The organism is Pseudomonas sp. ASL4 (assembly GCF_056680395.1).
Window position 1 is genome coordinate 6,912,016 of the sequence record NZ_CM155280.1, and the last position, 18,112, is coordinate 6,930,127.

Below are 18,112 nucleotides of genomic sequence, written 5' to 3' on the forward strand. Positions count from 1 at the left end.
TAACCCTCCACATTCATCTGGTGTGATCACAGGATGTTGGAGTAATCCGCTTCGATCCGGTCCAGGCTCAGGTGATTGAGGAAGTTGGAGAAGCACATCCACGCCGACAGTGCGTTCAAGTCGCGGAACTGATCCGGCAAATACTTGGGCGGCACCACTAGGCCTTCGTCCACCAGCTGGCGCAAGGTCCGCATGTCTTCCAGCGTCGTCTTGCCGCAAAACAGCAGCGGTATCTGCTCAAGCTTGCCTTTACGCACGGCCAACTGAATGTAGTTGTAAACCATGATAAAGCCCTTGAGGTAGGACAAGTCTTTGGTAAATGGCAGCCCATTGGGCACCGAACCACGGAAAACCCGGCTGGCGTTACCGTAGCTTTCGGCCATTTCGAAGCCTTGCTCGCGGAAGAACTCGAACACCTGCAAGAAGTCCGCGCCCTCCTCGACCATGTGAATGGCGCGGGTACGGTTAGTCAGTTTGCGCAGTCGGCTCGGGTACGAGGCAAAAGTGATGATTTCCATCAGGATCGCCAGGCCTTCCTGAGTCACGGTGGACGACGGCGGGCCCTTAGACAGGAAGGTGCAGATCGGCTGGTTCAAACCGTTGAGGGTCGTGCCCACATGCACCAGGCCTTCGTGGACTTCCAGCGCCCGCACATCACGGTCGTTGAACATCGCATCGGCGCGAATCTTGATGTAGTCGGCGCCCGCCGCCGCATCAGCGACGATCCCGTCGGACTCGAACACCCGAATGGTTTCCTCAGCCTCGCCAAACACCTTGTTCAAACGGGTTTGCAGCAAGTGAACGGCGTCCTTGGCGGTGAGGATTTTCGGTTCGTCCTTCAGGTCGCCACGGCCGTCGATGTTGTTCAGGTAGTCGGACATCATCAGGCCCAGGTCAGCCAGGGTCGGGTCGCCGGCGTGGAACGCGTCGGACGCGGCGCCATACAATTCCTGGGAAATCAGCCCGAAATCCTCGGTGCCGCGCGCTTCGAGCATGCGCACCACCATCCGGTATTCCTTGCACATGCGACGCATGATCTGGCCGACCGGGTTGAACTGGCCGAGTTGACGGGTGATGTCGCGCTCGATGTTCTGGAATTCCAGCTTCACCTTGCTGGAGTCAAAGGACAGCGGCCGGTTCAGGTAATAGTCGCGGTCCACGGCCGGCATTTCCTTGCCCTTGGCCTTGAGGAAACCCTTGCGGATGTTTTCGTCCCATTTGACCGCATCCAGAACGCGAATCGGCGTCTGCGCCAGCACTATGCGATCGGACAAAATGCGTATCGTCTGCTGGTAATCGTCCACCCGAAACTCCTGTAGAAAAACCGTAACGTGCTGGATTTATTTGACTTTTGCTTTGGCCAGGCGCTGATAGCGCACCGCTTCAACGAATACATCGGAATTGGCCGGGTCGTCGAGGTAAGCGAAGACTCGGTCCAGGCTGTTGTTGATCAACACACCGTCGCCGTCGTCCGTCTGGAAGCCTTCGCCACTGAGGGCTTTTTGCCCCACGGCCTGGTTGATCTGCTCGAGGTCGAGGTTGTAGACCACCAGTTCATGCTGTTCGTTGAGCTCGAAACCGGCAATCGTGAAATGCCCGCCGAATTGGGCCGGCACTGCAGCAGACAGGTACCAGCGATTGCCGTGGCGCGACACAGTGAAAGGATAGGCTTCACGCTCGTGCGGCTTGGCCTTGAAGTAGCTGACAGCCTGATAACGGTTGTCGCCGATGCGCGTCAGCTCAAGGTTCATCGGTTCACCCCAGGCGTTGGTGCTGGTCCATTTGCCGAGCAGTCCTTTGGGCGCGGGTTCGCTCGAAGCCAGCGGTTCCTTGAAGGTCACCAGACAGCCACTGAGCAGCAGGAACGACAAGGCGATCACTACGACGCGCCAGGCTTTCATTCAACACTCCCTATGAACACACGCCGACCTGAAGTGGCCACCGAACCCATGTGGGAGCGGGCTTGCTCGCGAATGAGGTATGCCAGACAACATAGATGTCGAATGTTAAACCGCATTCGCGAGCAAGCCCGCTCCCACAGGGTTTGGTGTTTCCCCAGGGGTTACACCGACGCGAGTACCAAATGCATATACCGCGTGAGGATACCGAGCATTTCCGCTTCGGCCTCAGGCTCGGCTTCGTTGAGAAGGCCCTGATATTCCATCCGTCCGATAATCGCCGTCAACACCTTGGCATCTTGTTGGGGTTCACGGGAACCCAGCACTTCAAAAAGCTGGCAGGTGCCCTGCAGCAAAATTTGCTGATGGGAGCGCACCAACAGCGCCAGGCGCGGGTTAAGCAACGCTTCCTGGCGGAAGGCTTGCTCGGCCATCAAGTGCTCGCGGCGGTTGATCAATTGCCGGTGAACATAGTCGGCCATCAGCTGTGCAATATCGTCTGCCAACTGCGAGCGCGACTCCGGCGTGCCATCGCCGCTGACGACCATCTCGCGCAACAGCCCTTCATTGCTGGCCCACAGTTTGCCCATGTAGGCCGCACTGCGTTCCACGTATTGAGCGAAGGTATCGGTGAGCAAGTCATCGATGTCCTTGAAATAGTAAGTGGTGGCCGACAACGGCACACCGGCCTCGGCCGCCACGGCACGGTGACGCACCGCCCGTACGCCATCACGCACGACAATGCGCATCGCCGCATCGAGAATATCCTGTCGACGCTGTTCGCTGCCCTGTCGGCTGGCCTTGCGGCCCTGGTACTGAACGCTTTCAGCGACCGCAGTGGCGATACCCGCTGCACCTTCTTGAGCCATTGCACGATTCACGACAGGTATTCCTCTCTCACGCCAAAAGTAACCAGTTGATACGTTTGTACCAGACAGGCAATAAAAAGCCGCCTGTTTTAGGCGGCTTTTTTACTGAAACGCTTACGCTTGCGGCCGCATGTGCGGGAACAGGATCACATCGCGAATCGACGGTGAGTTGGTCAACAACATCACCAGGCGATCGATGCCGATACCTTCGCCGGCCGTTGGCGGCATGCCGTACTCCAGCGCGCGAACAAAGTCGGCGTCGTAGTGCATGGCTTCGTCGTCACCAGCGTCCTTGTCGGCCACTTGAGCCATGAAGCGCTCGGCCTGGTCTTCCGCGTCGTTCAACTCGGAGTAGGCGTTGGCGATTTCGCGACCACCGATGAACAGTTCGAAACGGTCAGTGACGTTCGGGTTGTCATCGTTGCGACGGGCCAGCGGCGACACTTCGAACGGGTACTGGGTAATGAAGTGCGGCTGTTCCAGCTTGTGCTCGACCAGCTCTTCGAAAATCATCACCTGCAGCTTGCCCAGACCTTCAAAGCCCAGCACCTTGGCGCCGGCCTTCTTGGCAATGGCGCGAGCCTTGTCGATGTCGGTCAGGTCGTCAGCGGTCAGCTCAGGGTTGTACTTGAGGATCGAGTCGAACACCGACAGGCGCACGAACGGCTCGCCGAAGTGGAACACTTTGTCGCCGTAAGGGACGTCGGTGCTGCCCAGAACCAGCTGAGCCAGTTCGCGGAACAGCTCTTCGGTCAGGTCCATGTTGTCTTCATAGTCGGCGTAAGCCTGGTAGAACTCCAACATGGTAAATTCTGGGTTGTGACGAGTCGAAACGCCTTCGTTACGGAAGTTGCGGTTGATCTCGAAGACTTTCTCGAAACCGCCGACAACCAGGCGTTTGAGGTACAACTCAGGGGCGATCCGCAGGTACATGCCCATGTCCAGGGCGTTGTGGTGCGTTTCGAACGGCTTGGCCGCCGCGCCGCCCGGAATGGTTTGCAGCATCGGCGTTTCGACTTCGAGGAAGTCACGCTGCATCAGGAAGCTGCGGGTGTGCGCAATCACTTGCGAACGCACGCGGAAGGTCTTGCGCACGTCTTCGTTGACGATCAGGTCAACGTAGCGCTGGCGGTAGCGCTGCTCGGTGTCGGTCAGGCCGTGGTGCTTGTCTGGCAGCGGACGCAGGGACTTGGTCAGCAGGCGCACGTCGGTCATTTCGACGTACAGGTCACCCTTGCCGGAACGGGCCAGGGTGCCAACGGCTGCGATGATGTCGCCCATGTCCCAGGTTTTCACCGAGGCCAGGGTGTCTTCGGACAGGGTTTTACGGTTGACGTAAACCTGGATGCGACCGGTCATGTCCTGGATCACCATGAACGAGCCACGGTTGAGCATGATGCGACCGGCAACCTTGACCGGGATTGCAGCCTCTGCCAACTCTTCCTTGGTCTTGTCCGCGTACTGCTTCTGCAAGTCTTCGCAGTAGTTTTCACGGCGGAAGTCGTTCGGGAAGGCATTGCCCTTGGCGCGCTCGGCAGCCAGCTTTTCCTTGCGCAGGGCGATCAGGGAGTTTTCTTCCTGTTGCAGGGCTTGCGGGTCGAGTTCTAGGTCGCTCATGTCTTTAAAAATTCCATCACAGGTTCGTTGCCCCCGGCTGTGAGCCGGGGTTCGCGGGCAAGCCTCGCTCCTACAGGTATCCGCAGATTCTGTAGGGCGTGCCTTAGAGCCCTTGTTTCAAGCTGGCTACCAGGTATTCGTCGATGTCGCCGTCGAGCACCTTGTCGCAGTCACTGCGTTCGATGTTAGTGCGCAAATCCTTGATTCGCGAGGCATCGAGCACGTAAGAGCGAATCTGGTGACCCCAGCCGATGTCGGACTTGGTGTCTTCCAGGGCCTGGGAGGCGGCGTTGCGTTTCTGCACTTCCTGCTCGTACAAGCGCGCCCGCAACATTTTCATCGCGGTGTCTTTGTTGGCGTGCTGGGAGCGTTCGTTCTGGCAGCTGACCACGGTGTTGGACGGTACGTGGGTGATACGTACGGCCGAGTCGGTGGTGTTTACGTGCTGACCACCGGCACCCGAGGAGCGGTAGGTGTCGATGCGCAGGTCCGACGGGTTGATGTCGATTTCGATGTTGTCATCGATTTCCGGCGAGACGAACACAGCCGAGAACGAGGTATGGCGGCGGTTGCCGGAATCGTACGGGCTCTTGCGCACCAGACGGTGCACGCCGATTTCGGTACGCAACCAGCCAAAGGCGTATTCGCCCTTGATGTGGATCGTGGCGCCTTTGATACCGGCGACTTCACCGGCCGACAATTCCATGATGGTCGCGTCGAAACCGCGTTTGTCAGCCCAGCGCAGGTACATGCGCAGCAGGATGTTGGCCCAGTCCTGAGCCTCGGTACCGCCAGAGCCGGCCTGGATGTCCAGGTAGGCGTTGTTGGCGTCCATTTCACCGCTGAACATGCGACGGAATTCGAGTTTTTCCAGGGATTCGCGCAGACGTTCGACTTCGGCAGCGACGTCATCGACGGCGGCCTGGTCTTCTTCTTCGGCGGACATCAGCAGCAGGTCTTTGGCATCGGCCAGACCGGTGTGCATTTCGTCGAGGGTTTCGACGATCTGAGCCAGCAGCGAGCGCTCGCGACCCAGTTCCTGTGCGTACGACGGGTTGTTCCAGACAGCCGGATCTTCAAGCTCGCGATTGACTTCAGTCAGACGCTCATGCTTTTGATCGTAGTCAAAGATACCCCCGAATAGTTTCGGAGCGCTCGGACAGGTCCTTGATACTGTTAAGGATCGGGTTGATTTCCATGGCGGGCAGCACTCGTTGGCGAACTTTTGAAAGCCGGCGAGTATAACGTAATCAAGCTGTCACGGCAGCCCGCCTGGCGCTTTAGGGGTGAATGATTAAAGCGAACGCCGAGTAAATCTGTGGCGAGGGAGCTTGCTGTGGCGAGGGGGCTTGCCCCCGTTAGGTCGCGAAGCGGCCCCCTGCATTCTTCCAGTCATACCCTGCAATCAGGTTTCACGACTGCTTCGCAGCCGAACGGGGGCAAGCCCCCTCGCCACAGGATGCGCTAGGCTGGAGAACTTCGCTCAAGCCACCCGCTACTCAATCCCCACCTGATTACGCCCATTGTTCTTCGCCAGATACAGCCCCTTGTCCGCCGCCGAGATCAATTGCCGGCAATCGCTGCCCTGTTGCGGGGTGATGGTCGACAGGCCAATGCTGATGGTCAGGTTCGACCCTTCCACCGGGAACACATGCGGAATCTTCAGCGCCGCGACCGTCTGACGGAGTTTTTCCGCCACCAGCCGCGCGCCGCCCGGCGAGGTGTTGGGCAACACCAGCACAAATTCTTCGCCACCATAACGGGCCGGCAGGTCCGAAGGCCGGGCGCTGGCGTCGCGAATCGCCGTGGCGACTTTGCGCAGGGCTTCGTCGCCTTCCAGGTGGCCAAAGCTGTCGTTGAAGGACTTGAAGTAGTCCACATCGATCATCAACAGCGACAGTTGAGTCTGGTCTCGCAGGGAACGGCGCCACTCCAGTTCCAGGTATTCGTCGAAGTGCCGGCGGTTCGACAGGCCGGTCAGGCCGTCGGAGTTCATCAGGCGTTGCAGCACCAGGTTGGTGTCGAGCAACTGCTGCTGGCTGACACGCAATGCGCGGTAAGCCGCGTCGCGCTGCAACAAAGTCATGTAGGAGCGTGAGTGATAGCGGATGCGCGCCACCAGTTCAATGTTGTCCGGCAGCTTCACCAGGTAATCGTTGGCCCCGGCCGCGAACGCCGCGCTTTTGATCAGCGGGTCTTCCTTGGTCGACAGGACGATGATCGGAATGTCCTTGGTCGCCGGGTGATTTCGGTATTCGCGCACCAGGCTCAAGCCGTCGAGGCCGGGCATCACCAGATCCTGAAGGATCACCGTCGGCTTGATCCGAATCGCCTGGGCGATGGCCTGGTGCGGGTCGGCGCAGAAGTGGAAGTCGATGTTTTCCTGATTCGCCAGACCGCGCCGAACGGCCTCGCCGATCATCGCCTGATCGTCCACCAACAACACCATCGCGGCGTTTTCGTCGGTTTTGAAGTCGTCGAGCTGTAAGTCATTCATGTGCGGTCACCTGAGTACTACTTGGGCCAGGATTGCTGTGAAAAGCCTTCATTTTGGGAAAATCTCCAGCAATCGTGGCGCTATCTTGTCCAGTGGGCGAATTTCCACGGCGGCGTCGATGGCCGCAGCCGCTTTCGGCATGCCGTACACCGCACTGCTGTTCTGGTCCTGAGCGATGGTCAGGTAGCCCTGTTGGCGCATGAGTTTAAGCCCCTGCGCACCATCGCGGCCCATGCCGGTCAGCAAAACGCCCACGGCGTCGCCGTTCCAGTAACTGGCCACACTCTCGAAAAACACATCGATCGAGGGCCGGTAAATCTCGTTGACCGGTTCGGCGGTGTAGGCCAGCGTCCCGTTTTTCAACAAGCGAATATGGTGGTTGGTGCCGGCCAGCAACACCGTGCCGGCCTGCGGCGACTCGCCTTCCTGAGCCAGGCGCACGTTGAGGCCGCTGGCACTGCTGAGCCATTCGGCCATGCCAGCGGCGAACACCTGGTCCACGTGCTGCACCAACACGATGGCCGCCGAAAAATCCCGCGGCAGGCCCTTGAGCAAGATTTCCAGCGCCGCCGGCCCGCCCGCAGACGAACCGATGGCGACCAGTTTTTGCCGGGAGCCCGAGTGGCGCAACGGGCTCGGCGCCGAGCGCACCCGGTTACCCTTGTCGCCGATCAGCCAGCCAATGTTCAAAATCTTGCGCAGCAACGGCGCCGCCGCCTCTGCGGCATTGCCGGCACCGATGGCCGGCGTATCGACCACGTCCAGCGCGCCGTGGCCCATGGCTTCGAATACCCGGTGCACGTTCTGCTGGCGGTCGATGGTGACAATCACGATCGCGCACGGGGTTTCGGCCATGATTCGCCGGGTCGCCTCCACGCCATCCATCACCGGCATGATCAGGTCCATCAGGATCAGGTCCGGGGTGTACTCGGCGCAACGTTGCACCGCCTCGGCCCCGTTGCTGGCGACCCAGATCACCTGATGCGCCGGTTCAAATGCCAAGGCCCGGCGCAGGGCCTCTACCGCCAGGGGCATGTCGTTGACGATAGCGATTTTCATGCCCGTGCTCCTCCGATGAGCTCAACCACTGCATCAAGCAGGGCATCGTCATGAAAACTGGCTTTGGCTAAATAATAGTCGGCTCCGGCGTCCAGTCCACGACGACGGTCTTCTTCACGATCCTTGTAGGACACCACCATAACCGGCAACGATTGCAAACGGTTGTCCCGGCGCAATAAAGACACCAGTTCGATGCCGTCCATGCGCGGCATATCGATGTCGGTGATCAACAGATCGAAATCCTCCGAACGCAGGGCGTTCCAGCCATCCATACCGTCCACCGCCACGGCCACGTCGTAGCCGCGATTGAGCAGCAGCTTGCGCTGCAACTCGCGAACGGTCAGGGAATCGTCCACCACCAGAATCCGCTTGCGCGCCACTTCTGCGACCTGGTTGCTGTGCCGGGCAATGCGTTCCAGACGCCCGGTGTTGAGCAGTTTGTCCACCGAGCGCAGCATGTCTTCGACATCAACGATCAACACCACCGAACCGTCGTCGAGCAACGCCCCGGCGGAAATGTCCTGAATCTTGCCCAGCCGCTCATCCAGCGGCAATACGACCAAGGTCCGCTCGCCAATAAAGCGTTCGACCGCCACGCCATAGATCGCATCACGCTCGCGAATCACCACGACCTTGAGGGTTTGCTGGCTGTTCTGGCTCGCCGGGCGCTGCAACAACTGACTGGCCGCGACCAGCCCGACATGCCGGCCTTCGTACCAGAAGTGCTGGCGGCCTTCGAGCTGGACGATGTCTTCGGGTTCCAGGTCGCACATCCGCTCGATGTGCGCCAACGGGAAGGCATAGGCCTCGTCGCCGACTTCGACCACCAGGCTGCGGACCACCGACAGGGTCAGCGGCACTTCCAGATGGAAGCGGCTGCCCTCGCCCGCCGTCTGCTCCAGCACCACCGCGCCGCGCAACTGCCGAACCATGTGCTGAACCGCGTCCAGCCCGACGCCGCGCCCGGAGACTTCGCTGACCTTGTCCCGCAGGCTGAAACCCGGCAGGAACAGGAACGTCAGCAGCTCCTCTTCGCTTAACTGCGCAGCGGTTTCGGTCGGGGACAACTGCCGCTCAATGATGCTGCGACGGACTTTTTCCAGGTCAACGCCATTGCCGTCGTCACTCAGCTCCAGCACCAGCAGACCGGCCTGATGGGAGGCACGCAGACGGATCAAACCCTCCGCCGGCTTCCCCGCCAGCAGCCGTTGTTCCGGGGTTTCGATGCCATGGTCCACAGCGTTGCGCAGCAAGTGCGTCAACGGCGCTTCGAGTTTTTCCAGGACGTCGCGGTCGACCTGAGTCTTCTCGCCTTCGATCTCCAGGCGAACCTGTTTGCCCAGGTCGCGACCGAGGTCTCGGACCATCCGCACCTGCCCGGTCAGCACGTCGGCAAACGGTCGCATGCGACAGGCCAGCGCCGTGTCGTACAACACTTGGGCGCGTTGACTGGCGTGCCAGGCGAATTCATCGAGTTCGGCGTTTTTTTCCACCAGCAGTTGCTGGGATTCAGTCAGCAGTCGGCGCGCATCCTCAAGAGCCTCTTGGGCTTCCAGGCTCAAGGCATGGTCCTTGAGGTGGACATTGAGGTTTTCCAAGGCCCGCAAGCCGTTGCTCTGCATGCGTTTGAGGCGCTGCATGGTGGCCAGGTGCGGTTTGAGCCGCAGGGTTTCCACCAGGGATTTGCTCGACAGGTCGAGCAGGCTGTTCAGCCGTTCGGCGGTGACCCGCAGCACGCGCTCACCGTTTTCGGTGGTGCGTTTGGCCTTGCGTGGCGGCTCGGCGGGCGCGACGGCCAGCGGTTCGACGACCGGGGCGATCGGCTCGACGGTTGGTGGCTCCAACTGAAGCTCGGCCATAAACGGCGCAATCGGCGTGCTGATCGGCGGCGCCAGTGCCATCGGGTCGAGCAATCGCCCCATCAGCGCTACATAGGCATCAATTTCCACCGCCGACGGTGTATTGCTCGGCGTCGCGATACGCATCAACAGGTCAGTGCCCTGCAACAACGCGTCGATATGCTCGGGCCGCAGATAGAGGCGCCCTTCCTGAGCGCTGACCAGGCAATCCTCCATCACGTGAGACACGCTGACCCCGGCATCCACGCCGACAATCCGCGCCGCGCCCTTGAGCGAGTGGGCCGCGCGCATGCACGATTCCAGGTGATCGGCCTGGGTCGGATCGCGCTCCAGGGCCAACAGGCCGGCGCTCAGCACTTGGGTCTGGGCCTCGGCTTCGAGGCTGAACAGTTCCAGCAAAGAGGCGTCGCGCATTTGCTCGGGGGTCATGTGAGGCTCCGGGTCACGGCGGACAGCAGCTGTTCTTCATCCAGCCAACGCAGGCTGCGACCTTTGAATTGCAACACGCCACGGGTGTACTTGGCGCTGGCCTGGGTCCCGGATTGCGACGCGGCATCGAGGATGCGTTCGTCGATGGCGTGAATCCCGTCCACTTCGTCGACCGGCACCACCACCGGGCCACCCCGGGCGGCGATGATCAACATCCGCGGCATTACCCGCGCACCGGAAGACACATTGTTGGTGGCGTCGAGCCCCAGCAATTCCACCAGCGACAGGCACGCCACCAAAGCCCCGCGCACATTCGCCACGCCGAGCAAAGCCCGGGAGCGCTGGTGCGGCAAGGAGTGAATGGTTTGCAGCGGCGCCACTTCAACCAGACTGCGAGTGGCCAGGCCCAGCCATTCTTCGCCGAGGCGGAACATCAGCAGCGAACGGGTTTTGACGTCGGTTTCGACCACCGTCAACACCTGCTCGCGATCTTCCTGCTGCAAGGCGTAACGGTCGAGCAAGCGGGTGGCGGCGGCCGAATACACCGCGCAATTTCGGCAGTGAATATGCTCGCTCAGCAGCGGGCAGGACTTGTCGCCGTGGATACCGATGCGGTTCCAGCAGTCGTCGATGGCCTGGGCATCTTCATGGGTGACGCTCAAGGTGTCGGAGACGCTCATCGTTTACGCTCACTGTCGGCGGCACGCTCGCTGCGGGCGGCACGTTCCTGCAATCGTCTGGCGCCCGCGGTGTCGCCCAGCGATTGCAGCAAGGCAGCCAGGTGCATCAAGGCATCGGGGTGTTGCGGTTCGAGGTACAACGCCTTGCGATAGAAACCCTGGGCTTCAAGCGCACGGCCGGCAACATCGCTGAGCAGTCCCAGCCAATAAAATACTTGGGCGACCGGTTCGTGGCTGCGCAGATAACTTTCACACGCGGCACGGGCCTCGGCACTTTTGCCTTCGTTGGCCAGGGCGGCGATGTTCGCCAGCAGCGTCGCGGCGTCGGGATTGGCCGTTTTCACGGTATTGGGCAGCGGTGCGACATTAGCGAACGGACGGCTGCGTACCGGTGGCGGGATCACGCTGCGCACCGGTTGACGCACCGGCAGCGCAGTTGGAGCGAAGGCCGGAAAAGGCTCGGGCTCCGGCGCGCTTTGGCGGCTGAAGGCAAACGACTGCGGGATGCCGATCGAGCGCATGCCGAAACGTCCGAGCAAGCTGCCTTCGGCCGGGCCGATAAACAGCACGCCGTCCACATGGGTCAGGCGTTTGAGCACTTCGAAGACTTGTTGCTGGGTCGGCTGGTCGAAATAGATCAGCAGGTTGCGACAGAACACAAAATCATAGGGCGGTTCGCTGGCCAGCAAGGCCGGATCGAGCAGATTGCCGACCTGCAAGCGGACTTGTTCCAGCACCCGCTCGCTGAGTCGATAGCCTTCGTCTTCGGCGCTGAAATGCCGCTCGCGATACGCGATGTCCTGACCACGAAAGGAGTTCTTGAAATACAACGCGCGCTTGGCCTTCTCCACCGAAAGCGGACTGACATCCATGCCTTCGACCTTGAATTGATGAGGTTTGAGGCCTGCATCCAGCAGCGCCATGGCAATCGAGTACGGCTCTTCGCCGGTGGAGCACGGCAGACTGAGAATCCGCAGGGCGCGCATATTGTTGAGGTCGGCCAGACGTTTGGCCGCCAGTTTCGCCAGGGTGGCGAAGGATTCCGGGTAACGGAAAAACCAGGTCTCCGGGACGATCACCCCTTCGATCAGCGCCTGTTGCTCGTCCCGCGAGCCTTGCAAAGTCTGCCAGTACTCGTCGGCCGTCAGCGCATAGGCTGCCGTCATGCGCTGACGCACGGCACGCTCAATGATGGCCGGCCCCACTGAGGCGACATCGAGGCCGATGCGATCCTTGAGAAAATCGAAAAACCGCTGATCGCTGCTCATGGCCGCTCCTCAAGGAGGTCCAGAGGCTGCGACGGAAACAGCAGCGCCCGGACTTGATCATCGAGCAGATCGGCAACCCTGACCCATTGCAGCAAGCCTTGAGCATCCTTGCGCACCGGACCGAGGTACGGCGCCTGGCGGTTGTCCAGGCCATAAGGCTGAAAATCCGCCGGGTTGCAGCGCACGGTATCGGTAGCCTGTTCCAGGATCAGACCGAGCAATCGCGCAGGCGTGGTTTCATCCGGTCGGTAGTGCACCAGCACCAGCCGCGTGCTGGTGCGGGCCTGCGCCGGTTGGCCGAAGGTCAGTGCACTGAGGTCGATCACCGGCACCACTGCACCGCGATAGGCGAATACTCCGGCGACCCAGGCCGGGGCCTGGGCAATCGGCTTCAACGGCAGGCGCGGCAGCACTTCGGCTACCTCAATGGCTTGCAGTGCGTAACGCTCGTTACCGACGCGAAACACCAGGAAAAGCGCCTGTCTGGCCGGTGCCACGGCAGTGCGTTTGGCCGTGAGTTCGCTCATCAGACTTTGAATCGCGAGACGCCACCACGCAGCCCGACGGCCACCTGGCTCAGTTCGTCAATGGCGAAACTGGCCTGGCGCAAGGACTCGACGGTCTGGCTGCTGGCATCGCCCAATTGCACCAGCGCATGGTTGATCTGTTCGGCGCCGGTGGCCTGGGCCTGCATGCCCTCATTGACCATCAACACTCGCGGCGCCAGCGCCTGAACCTGATGGATGATCTGCGACAGCTGCTCACCGACCTGCTGCACTTCGGACATGCCGCGACGCACTTCTTCGGAGAACTTGTCCATACCCATAACCCCGGCCGACACCGCCGACTGAATCTCGCGGACCATCTGCTCGATGTCATACGTGGCGACGGCGGTCTGGTCCGCCAGACGTCGCACTTCGGTGGCGACCACGGCAAAACCGCGACCGTACTCACCGGCCTTCTCGGCCTCGATGGCCGCGTTCAGCGACAGCAGGTTGGTCTGGTCGGCGACCTTGACGATGGTCACGACCACTTGGTTGATGTTGCCGGCCTTCTCGTTGAGGATCGCCAGTTTGGCGTTGACCAGATCGGCCGCGCCCATCACCGAGTGCATGGTGTCTTCCATCCGCGCCAGGCCTTGCTGCCCGGAACCGGCCAGCACCGAGGCCTGATCGGCGGCCGTGGAGACTTCTGTCATGGTGCGCACCAGGTCACGGGACGTGGCGGCGATTTCACGGGACGTCGCACCGATTTCAGTGGTGGTGGCGGCAGTTTCGGTGGCGGTGGCTTGTTGTTGCTTGGAGGTGGCGGCGATTTCAGTGACCGAGGTGGTGACCTGCACCGACGAACGCTGAGCCTGGGACACCAGCGAGGTCAGATCGGTCATCATGTCGTTGAAGCCGGTTTGCACCGCGCCGAACTCGTCCTTGCGATCGAGGTTCAGGCGGCTGCTGAGGTCACCGGTACGCATGATTTCGAGGATCTGCACGATGCGGCTCATTGGTGCCGTGATCGCGCGCATCAGTAGCAGGCCACAGAGACCGGCGGCGAGAATCGCGACCAGCAAAGAGAGGCCCATGCTGATTTTTGCCGCGGTGACCGCTTGGCGGATTGCCTCGGTGGCGCCAGCGGTCTGATCACGATTTCGATCAATCACAACATTCAACTGCTTGCGGCCATCGCCCCACGCGGGTGTCAACTCCTGCTCCAGCGCAACGCGGGCCTGTTCGTACTGTTTGTGCTGATACAGATCGACGACTTTATTCAACACCTGATTGAACGCTTTATGGTGAACTTCGAATGCGTCGTAATCGGCTTGATCCCCGGCATCGAAGATGGTTTTCCGATAGTTTTCCATCTCCGCTTCCAGGCGCGCTTCGTAGCTCTTGTACAGTTCCAGGTCAGCGGCAGTCATGTCTCGATGTTCAGAGAGGCCAACGATCCGCTGGGTCAGGACGTAGCTGTCGACCCAGGCGCTGCGAATCATCGAACTGTAATACACCCCCGGCGCTGCATCCGTTCGGACCGTTTCCTCGCTGGACTCAATCTTCAGCAGACTGGAGAACGAGACCATGACCATCAGCAGCATGATGGCAATAATGACCGCAAAGCTCGCCAAGATGCGTTGGCGCAACGTCCAGTTCTTCACAGTATGTCCTCGGGGCCATTTTCAAATGCTGGGGAGTATAGCTGAGGGCGGTGTTTCATTTATAAGACGGATGCCCGCCGCCCCACGTCCCGATGGCAAAAAGCAGGGACGGGCTCTGGAATGGGACTTTCCGCTAGATGAGGTGAGGCTTGCCAGTGGTGATTTGGCAGAAATGGACCGTGGATTGGTCATTAGGTGATGTGAAGAAGCTATCGCGAGCAGGCTCGCTCCCACATTTGATCGGGTCGTACGCAGAGGCTGTGTACGCAGCAAATCCCTGTGGGAGCGAGCCTGCTCGCGATGGCGGCGTGGAGGCTTACATCGAAGCCTGGCGCACCTGTTTCTCCAGCTCAGCCTTCAACCCCGGCTCCAGCTTCAACTGCCGTGCCAGTTCATCGAGGTAGGACTTTTCCATGAAGCTCTCCTCATCCACCAGCATCACACTGGCGATATACATCTCGGCGGCCATTTCCGGAGTGCTGGCGGCGCGGGCGACGTCGCTTGGGTCGAGGGGCTTGTTGAGTTCGGTGTGCAGCCAGTGCTGCAGTTCCTGGTCGTTATCGAGCTTGGTGAATTCACCTTCGATCAATGCGCGCTCACGCTCATCGACGTGGCCATCGGCTTTGGCCGCGGCTACCAGCGCCTTGAGAATCGCCTGGCTGTGTTGTTCAACCTGCGCCGCCGGCAAGCGGTCGATGGTTTGCGGCTCAGCCTTCGGTGCCGTGCCCTGCTGGGCTTGCCAGTTGCCAAAAGCCTTGTAGGCAATCACGCCCAACGCCGCGAGACCGCCATAGGTCAGGACCTTGCCGCCGACACTGCGACCCTTCTTGCTACCGAGCAACAGGCCCATTGCACCGGCCGCCAAAGCACCGCCCCCCGCCCCCGAGAGCAAGCTGCCGAGGCCGCCCGAACCACCGCTGCCGCCAAGCAAACCACCCAATCCACCGCCGGATGACTTGTTCTGATGACCGCCGGCCTTGTCCTTCAACAGGTCCTGGCCGGATTTGAGTAGCTGATCGAGCAATCCACGGGTGTTCATTTGCTGCCTCCACGAATTCGGGATAACCGGATGATTCAGGCCCTCAGCCTAGATCGAAAGTGCCCGGTGCCTGCCCGCGAGAGTGCTTCCAGATGTTGCTCGGCCCTTGCGACTCGCCGAGGCGTCAGGCTGGGCCATCGATTAAAAAGATATACACTCGAACAAATCTATAAAAACCGCCCACCGGGTACTGTTCCCATGATGACTTTGCGTCAGATCCGTCATTTCATCGCTGTGGCCGAGACCGGTTCGATCTCCGCCGCCGCGCAAACCGCGTTTATTTCCCAGTCCACCCTGACTCTGGCGATCCAGCAACTGGAGCAGGAAATCGGCGTCAGCCTGTTCAACCGCCACGCCAAGGGCATGACCCTGACCCACCAGGGCCATCAATTCCTGCGCCAGGCGCACTTGATTCTGGCGACGGTGGACAACGCCAAGCGCAGCCTTCAGCAAAGCACCGACCAAGTGGCCGGGCAGTTGATCGTCGGCGTGACCAGCCTCGTTGCCGGTTATTACCTGGCGGATCTGCTCACCCGATTCCAGCGCGCCTACCCCAACGTCGAGATTCGGGTGATGGAGGACGAGCGCCCTTACATCGAGCATTTGCTGGTCAGCGGCGAGATTGATGTCGGCGTGCTGATCCTTTCCAATCTCGAAGACCGCCACGCCTTGCAGACCGAAGTGCTGACCCACTCGCCCCACCGCTTGTGGCTGCCGGCGCAGCATCCGTTGCTGGAACACGACAGCATCAACCTCGCTGACGTGGCCCGCGAACCGCTGATTCAGTTGAACGTCGATGAAATGGACCGCAACGCCCAGCGCATGTGGTCAGCAGCCTCGCTGCAACCGCGCATCACCCTCAAAACCGCGTCGACGGAAGCCGTGCGAAGCCTGGTGGCGGCGGGCTTGGGTGTGTCGATCCAACCGGACATGACTTACCGCCCATGGTCACTGGAGGGCGACATCATCGAAGCCCGGCCGATTGCCGACCTCAGCCAGACCCTCGACGTCGGCCTGGCCTGGCGTCGCGGCACCGCCCGGCCGGCGCTGGTCGACCCGTTCCTGACCGTCGCCCGGGAACAACCCCACGGCGGGCGCAAGCCATCTATTTAATCGAACGCCACCTTCAGTATTTAGTATTTGTCGACCTCGGGCCCGCGCACTAGTCTTGTTACATCGACATAAGACGGCCGTGCCCCAGTCGCTGGGAGCACCATGGCCACACAAGAAAAGAGAACCCGAAAAATGGCTGGCGCGCAGACCCCGTTGTTCACCGCGTTGTTGATCGATGGCGAATTGGTCGCAGGCCAGGGCTTTGTCGAACCGATCCTCAACCCGGCCACCGGCGAAGTACTGACCCACATCGCCGAAGCCAGCACCGAGCAAGTCGAAGCTGCGATCCTCGCCGCCCACCGCGCCTTCGCCAGTTGGTCGCGCACCACGCCGCAGCAACGTTCGAATCTGTTGCTGGACATCGCCAACGCCATCGAAAAAAACGCCGACCTGCTCGCCCGCCTCGAATCCCTGAACTGCGGCAAGCCGTTGCACTTGGCCCGTCAGGACGACCTGAGCGCCACAGTCGATGTGTTCCGTTTCTTCGCTGGCGCCGTGCGCTGCCAGACCGGTCAGCTCAGCGGCGAATACCTGCCGGGTTACACCAGCATGGTCCGCCGCGATCCTATCGGGGTCGTCGCGTCCATCGCACCGTGGAACTACCCGATCATGATGGCCGCGTGGAAAATCGCCCCGGCCCTGGCCGCCGGCAACACCCTGGTATTCAAGCCCTCCGAACATACGCCGCTGTCGATCCTCGCCCTGGCGCCAGCGCTGGCCGAAATCCTGCCGCGCGGGGTGATCAACATCATCTGCGGTGGAGGTGAAGGCGTTGGCAGCCATTTGGTCAGCCACCCGAAAGTGCGCATGGTCTCGCTGACCGGCGATATCGTCACCGGGCAAAAAATCCTCCAGGCCGCGGCGAAAACCCTCAAACGCACGCACCTCGAACTCGGCGGAAAAGCCCCGGTGATCGTCTGCAACGACGCGGACATTCAAGCGGTAGTCGACGGTGTGCGCACCTACGGCTATTACAACGCCGGCCAGGACTGCACCGCCGCGTGCCGGATTTATGCACAAGCCGGGATTCATGACCGCTTGGTAGCCGAACTCGGCGCAGCCGTCAGCAGCCTGCGCTTCGCCGGTAAACGCGACGCCGACAATGAAATCGGCCCGCTGATCAGCACCCGCCAGCGCGACCGCGTGGCCAGTTTCGTCGAGCGCGCCCTCGGCCAGCCGCACATCGAACGCGTTACTGGCGCGGCCGTGCATTCCGGCGCCGGCTTCTATTACCAGCCGACGCTGCTGGCCGGCTGCAAACAGAGCGATGAAATCGTCCAGCGCGAAGTGTTCGGGCCGGTGGTCACCGTGACCCGTTTTGATGAACTGGCACAAGCCGTGGACTGGGCTAACGACTCGGAATACGGCCTCGCCTCTTCGGTCTGGACCCAGAACCTCGACAAAGCCATGCAGGTCGCGGCGCGCCTTCAGTACGGCTGCACCTGGATCAACAGCCATTTCATGCTGGTCAGCGAAATGCCCCATGGCGGCCTGAAACGTTCGGGCTACGGCAAAGACTTATCCAGCGATTCGCTTCAGGACTACAGCGTGGTGCGGCACATCATGGCCCGCCACGGCCAGCATCTCTGACTACGCTAACAACAAGCCGAAAACGGCACGCTTCACCACGTTCAC

Annotated in this window: 15 protein-coding genes; 2 read left to right on the forward strand and 13 right to left on the reverse strand. The window is 60.9% G+C overall.

The features are described 5' to 3' along the window. Window positions 1-26: 26 nt before the first annotated feature. The 13 genes from AC1MEW_RS31700 to AC1MEW_RS31760 all read right to left on the reverse strand — a co-directional run bounded on the left by AC1MEW_RS31700 (window position 27) and on the right by AC1MEW_RS31760 (window position 15,364). Window positions 27-1,304, reverse strand: coding sequence for a flavohemoglobin expression-modulating QEGLA motif protein (locus tag AC1MEW_RS31700; protein ID WP_201195562.1), 1,278 nt, complete (start codon window positions 1,302-1,304; stop codon window positions 27-29). A gap of 36 nt (window positions 1,305-1,340) precedes the next feature. Beyond that, entirely contained in the window at window positions 1,341-1,901 is a 561-nt protein-coding gene (locus AC1MEW_RS31705) for a hypothetical protein (RefSeq protein ID WP_201200972.1), read from the reverse strand. 161 nt (window positions 1,902-2,062) lie between these two features. Further along, window positions 2,063-2,779: a TetR/AcrR family transcriptional regulator gene (locus AC1MEW_RS31710; protein ID WP_480424802.1), complete on the reverse strand. Its 717-nt coding sequence runs from the start codon at window positions 2,777-2,779 to the stop codon at window positions 2,063-2,065. Window positions 2,780-2,881: 102 nt separating this feature from the next. Further along, window positions 2,882-4,384: a lysine--tRNA ligase gene (gene lysS, locus AC1MEW_RS31715; RefSeq protein ID WP_201200969.1), complete on the reverse strand. Its 1,503-nt coding sequence runs from the start codon at window positions 4,382-4,384 to the stop codon at window positions 2,882-2,884. A gap of 103 nt (window positions 4,385-4,487) precedes the next feature. Then, window positions 4,488-5,583, reverse strand: a protein-coding gene (gene prfB / locus AC1MEW_RS31720) for a peptide chain release factor 2 (protein ID WP_201195569.1) whose coding sequence is annotated in 2 segments (ribosomal slippage) — window positions 4,488-5,510 and window positions 5,512-5,583 — 1,095 coding nt in all. Because the reading frame shifts where the segments join, the coding sequence is not laid out codon by codon here. A 296-nt stretch (window positions 5,584-5,879) separates the two neighbouring features. Next, complete coding sequence (locus AC1MEW_RS31725; protein WP_480424804.1) at window positions 5,880-6,881, reverse strand: diguanylate cyclase domain-containing protein; 1,002 nt, start codon at window positions 6,879-6,881, stop codon at window positions 5,880-5,882. Window positions 6,882-6,929: 48 nt separating this feature from the next. Further along, a complete protein-coding gene (gene cheB / locus AC1MEW_RS31730) occupies window positions 6,930-7,940 on the reverse strand; it encodes a chemotaxis-specific protein-glutamate methyltransferase CheB (protein ID WP_480424805.1) in 1,011 nt (336 codons plus the stop codon). Continuing rightward, the gene (locus tag AC1MEW_RS31735; protein ID WP_201200966.1) at window positions 7,937-10,228 is read right to left on the reverse strand and encodes a hybrid sensor histidine kinase/response regulator; all 2,292 of its coding nucleotides are present in this window, start codon (window positions 10,226-10,228) and stop codon (window positions 7,937-7,939) included. The genes cheB and AC1MEW_RS31735 overlap by 4 nt, the downstream gene beginning before the upstream one ends. Next, on the reverse strand, window positions 10,225-10,908 hold the full coding sequence (locus AC1MEW_RS31740) for a chemotaxis protein CheW (protein WP_322270612.1): 684 nt from the start codon (window positions 10,906-10,908) through the stop codon (window positions 10,225-10,227). Before AC1MEW_RS31740 ends, AC1MEW_RS31735 begins: the two co-directional genes overlap by 4 nt. Further along, window positions 10,905-12,176 carry a CheR family methyltransferase gene (locus tag AC1MEW_RS31745; RefSeq protein WP_201200964.1) on the reverse strand — a complete coding sequence of 424 codons (1,272 nt, stop codon included), beginning with the start codon at window positions 12,174-12,176 and terminating at the stop codon, window positions 10,905-10,907. The genes AC1MEW_RS31740 and AC1MEW_RS31745 overlap by 4 nt, the downstream gene beginning before the upstream one ends. Continuing rightward, window positions 12,173-12,703, reverse strand: a complete 531-nt coding sequence (locus AC1MEW_RS31750) for a chemotaxis protein CheW (RefSeq protein ID WP_201200963.1) — start codon at window positions 12,701-12,703, stop codon at window positions 12,173-12,175. Before AC1MEW_RS31750 ends, AC1MEW_RS31745 begins: the two co-directional genes overlap by 4 nt. Beyond that, window positions 12,703-14,325, reverse strand: a complete 1,623-nt coding sequence (locus AC1MEW_RS31755; protein WP_480424808.1) for a methyl-accepting chemotaxis protein — start codon at window positions 14,323-14,325, stop codon at window positions 12,703-12,705. Before AC1MEW_RS31755 ends, AC1MEW_RS31750 begins: the two co-directional genes overlap by 1 nt. A 316-nt stretch (window positions 14,326-14,641) precedes the next feature. After that, a complete protein-coding gene (locus tag AC1MEW_RS31760) occupies window positions 14,642-15,364 on the reverse strand; it encodes a tellurite resistance TerB family protein (protein WP_201256217.1) in 723 nt (240 codons plus the stop codon). A 198-nt stretch (window positions 15,365-15,562) separates the two neighbouring features. Here AC1MEW_RS31760 and AC1MEW_RS31765 point away from each other — a divergent pair, with 198 nt between their 5' ends. After that, window positions 15,563-16,477, forward strand: coding sequence for a LysR family transcriptional regulator (locus tag AC1MEW_RS31765; RefSeq protein WP_201195580.1), 915 nt, complete (start codon window positions 15,563-15,565; stop codon window positions 16,475-16,477). Window positions 16,478-16,609: 132 nt separating this feature from the next. Next, window positions 16,610-18,067 carry a gamma-aminobutyraldehyde dehydrogenase gene (locus AC1MEW_RS31770; protein ID WP_201205146.1) on the forward strand — a complete coding sequence of 486 codons (1,458 nt, stop codon included), beginning with the start codon at window positions 16,610-16,612 and terminating at the stop codon, window positions 18,065-18,067. The last annotated feature ends 45 nt before the right edge of the window (window positions 18,068-18,112 follow it).

Coding starts and splice junctions, on each gene's coding strand:
- AC1MEW_RS31705 (WP_201200972.1), bottom strand. CDS start 1,901: ATGAAAGCCTGGCGCGTCGTAGTGATCGCCTTGTCGTTCCTGCTGCTC.
- lysS (WP_201200969.1), bottom strand. CDS start 4,384: ATGAGCGACCTAGAACTCGACCCGCAAGCCCTGCAACAGGAAGAAAAC.
- AC1MEW_RS31725 (WP_480424804.1), bottom strand. CDS start 6,881: ATGAATGACTTACAGCTCGACGACTTCAAAACCGACGAAAACGCCGCG.
- cheB (WP_480424805.1), bottom strand. CDS start 7,940: ATGAAAATCGCTATCGTCAACGACATGCCCCTGGCGGTAGAGGCCCTG.
- AC1MEW_RS31735 (WP_201200966.1), bottom strand. CDS start 10,228: ATGACCCCCGAGCAAATGCGCGACGCCTCTTTGCTGGAACTGTTCAGC.
- AC1MEW_RS31740 (WP_322270612.1), bottom strand. CDS start 10,908: ATGAGCGTCTCCGACACCTTGAGCGTCACCCATGAAGATGCCCAGGCC.
- AC1MEW_RS31745 (WP_201200964.1), bottom strand. CDS start 12,176: ATGAGCAGCGATCAGCGGTTTTTCGATTTTCTCAAGGATCGCATCGGC.
- AC1MEW_RS31750 (WP_201200963.1), bottom strand. CDS start 12,703: ATGAGCGAACTCACGGCCAAACGCACTGCCGTGGCACCGGCCAGACAG.
- AC1MEW_RS31760 (WP_201256217.1), bottom strand. CDS start 15,364: ATGAACACCCGTGGATTGCTCGATCAGCTACTCAAATCCGGCCAGGAC.
- AC1MEW_RS31765 (WP_201195580.1), top strand. CDS start 15,563: ATGATGACTTTGCGTCAGATCCGTCATTTCATCGCTGTGGCCGAGACC.
- AC1MEW_RS31770 (WP_201205146.1), top strand. CDS start 16,610: ATGGCTGGCGCGCAGACCCCGTTGTTCACCGCGTTGTTGATCGATGGC.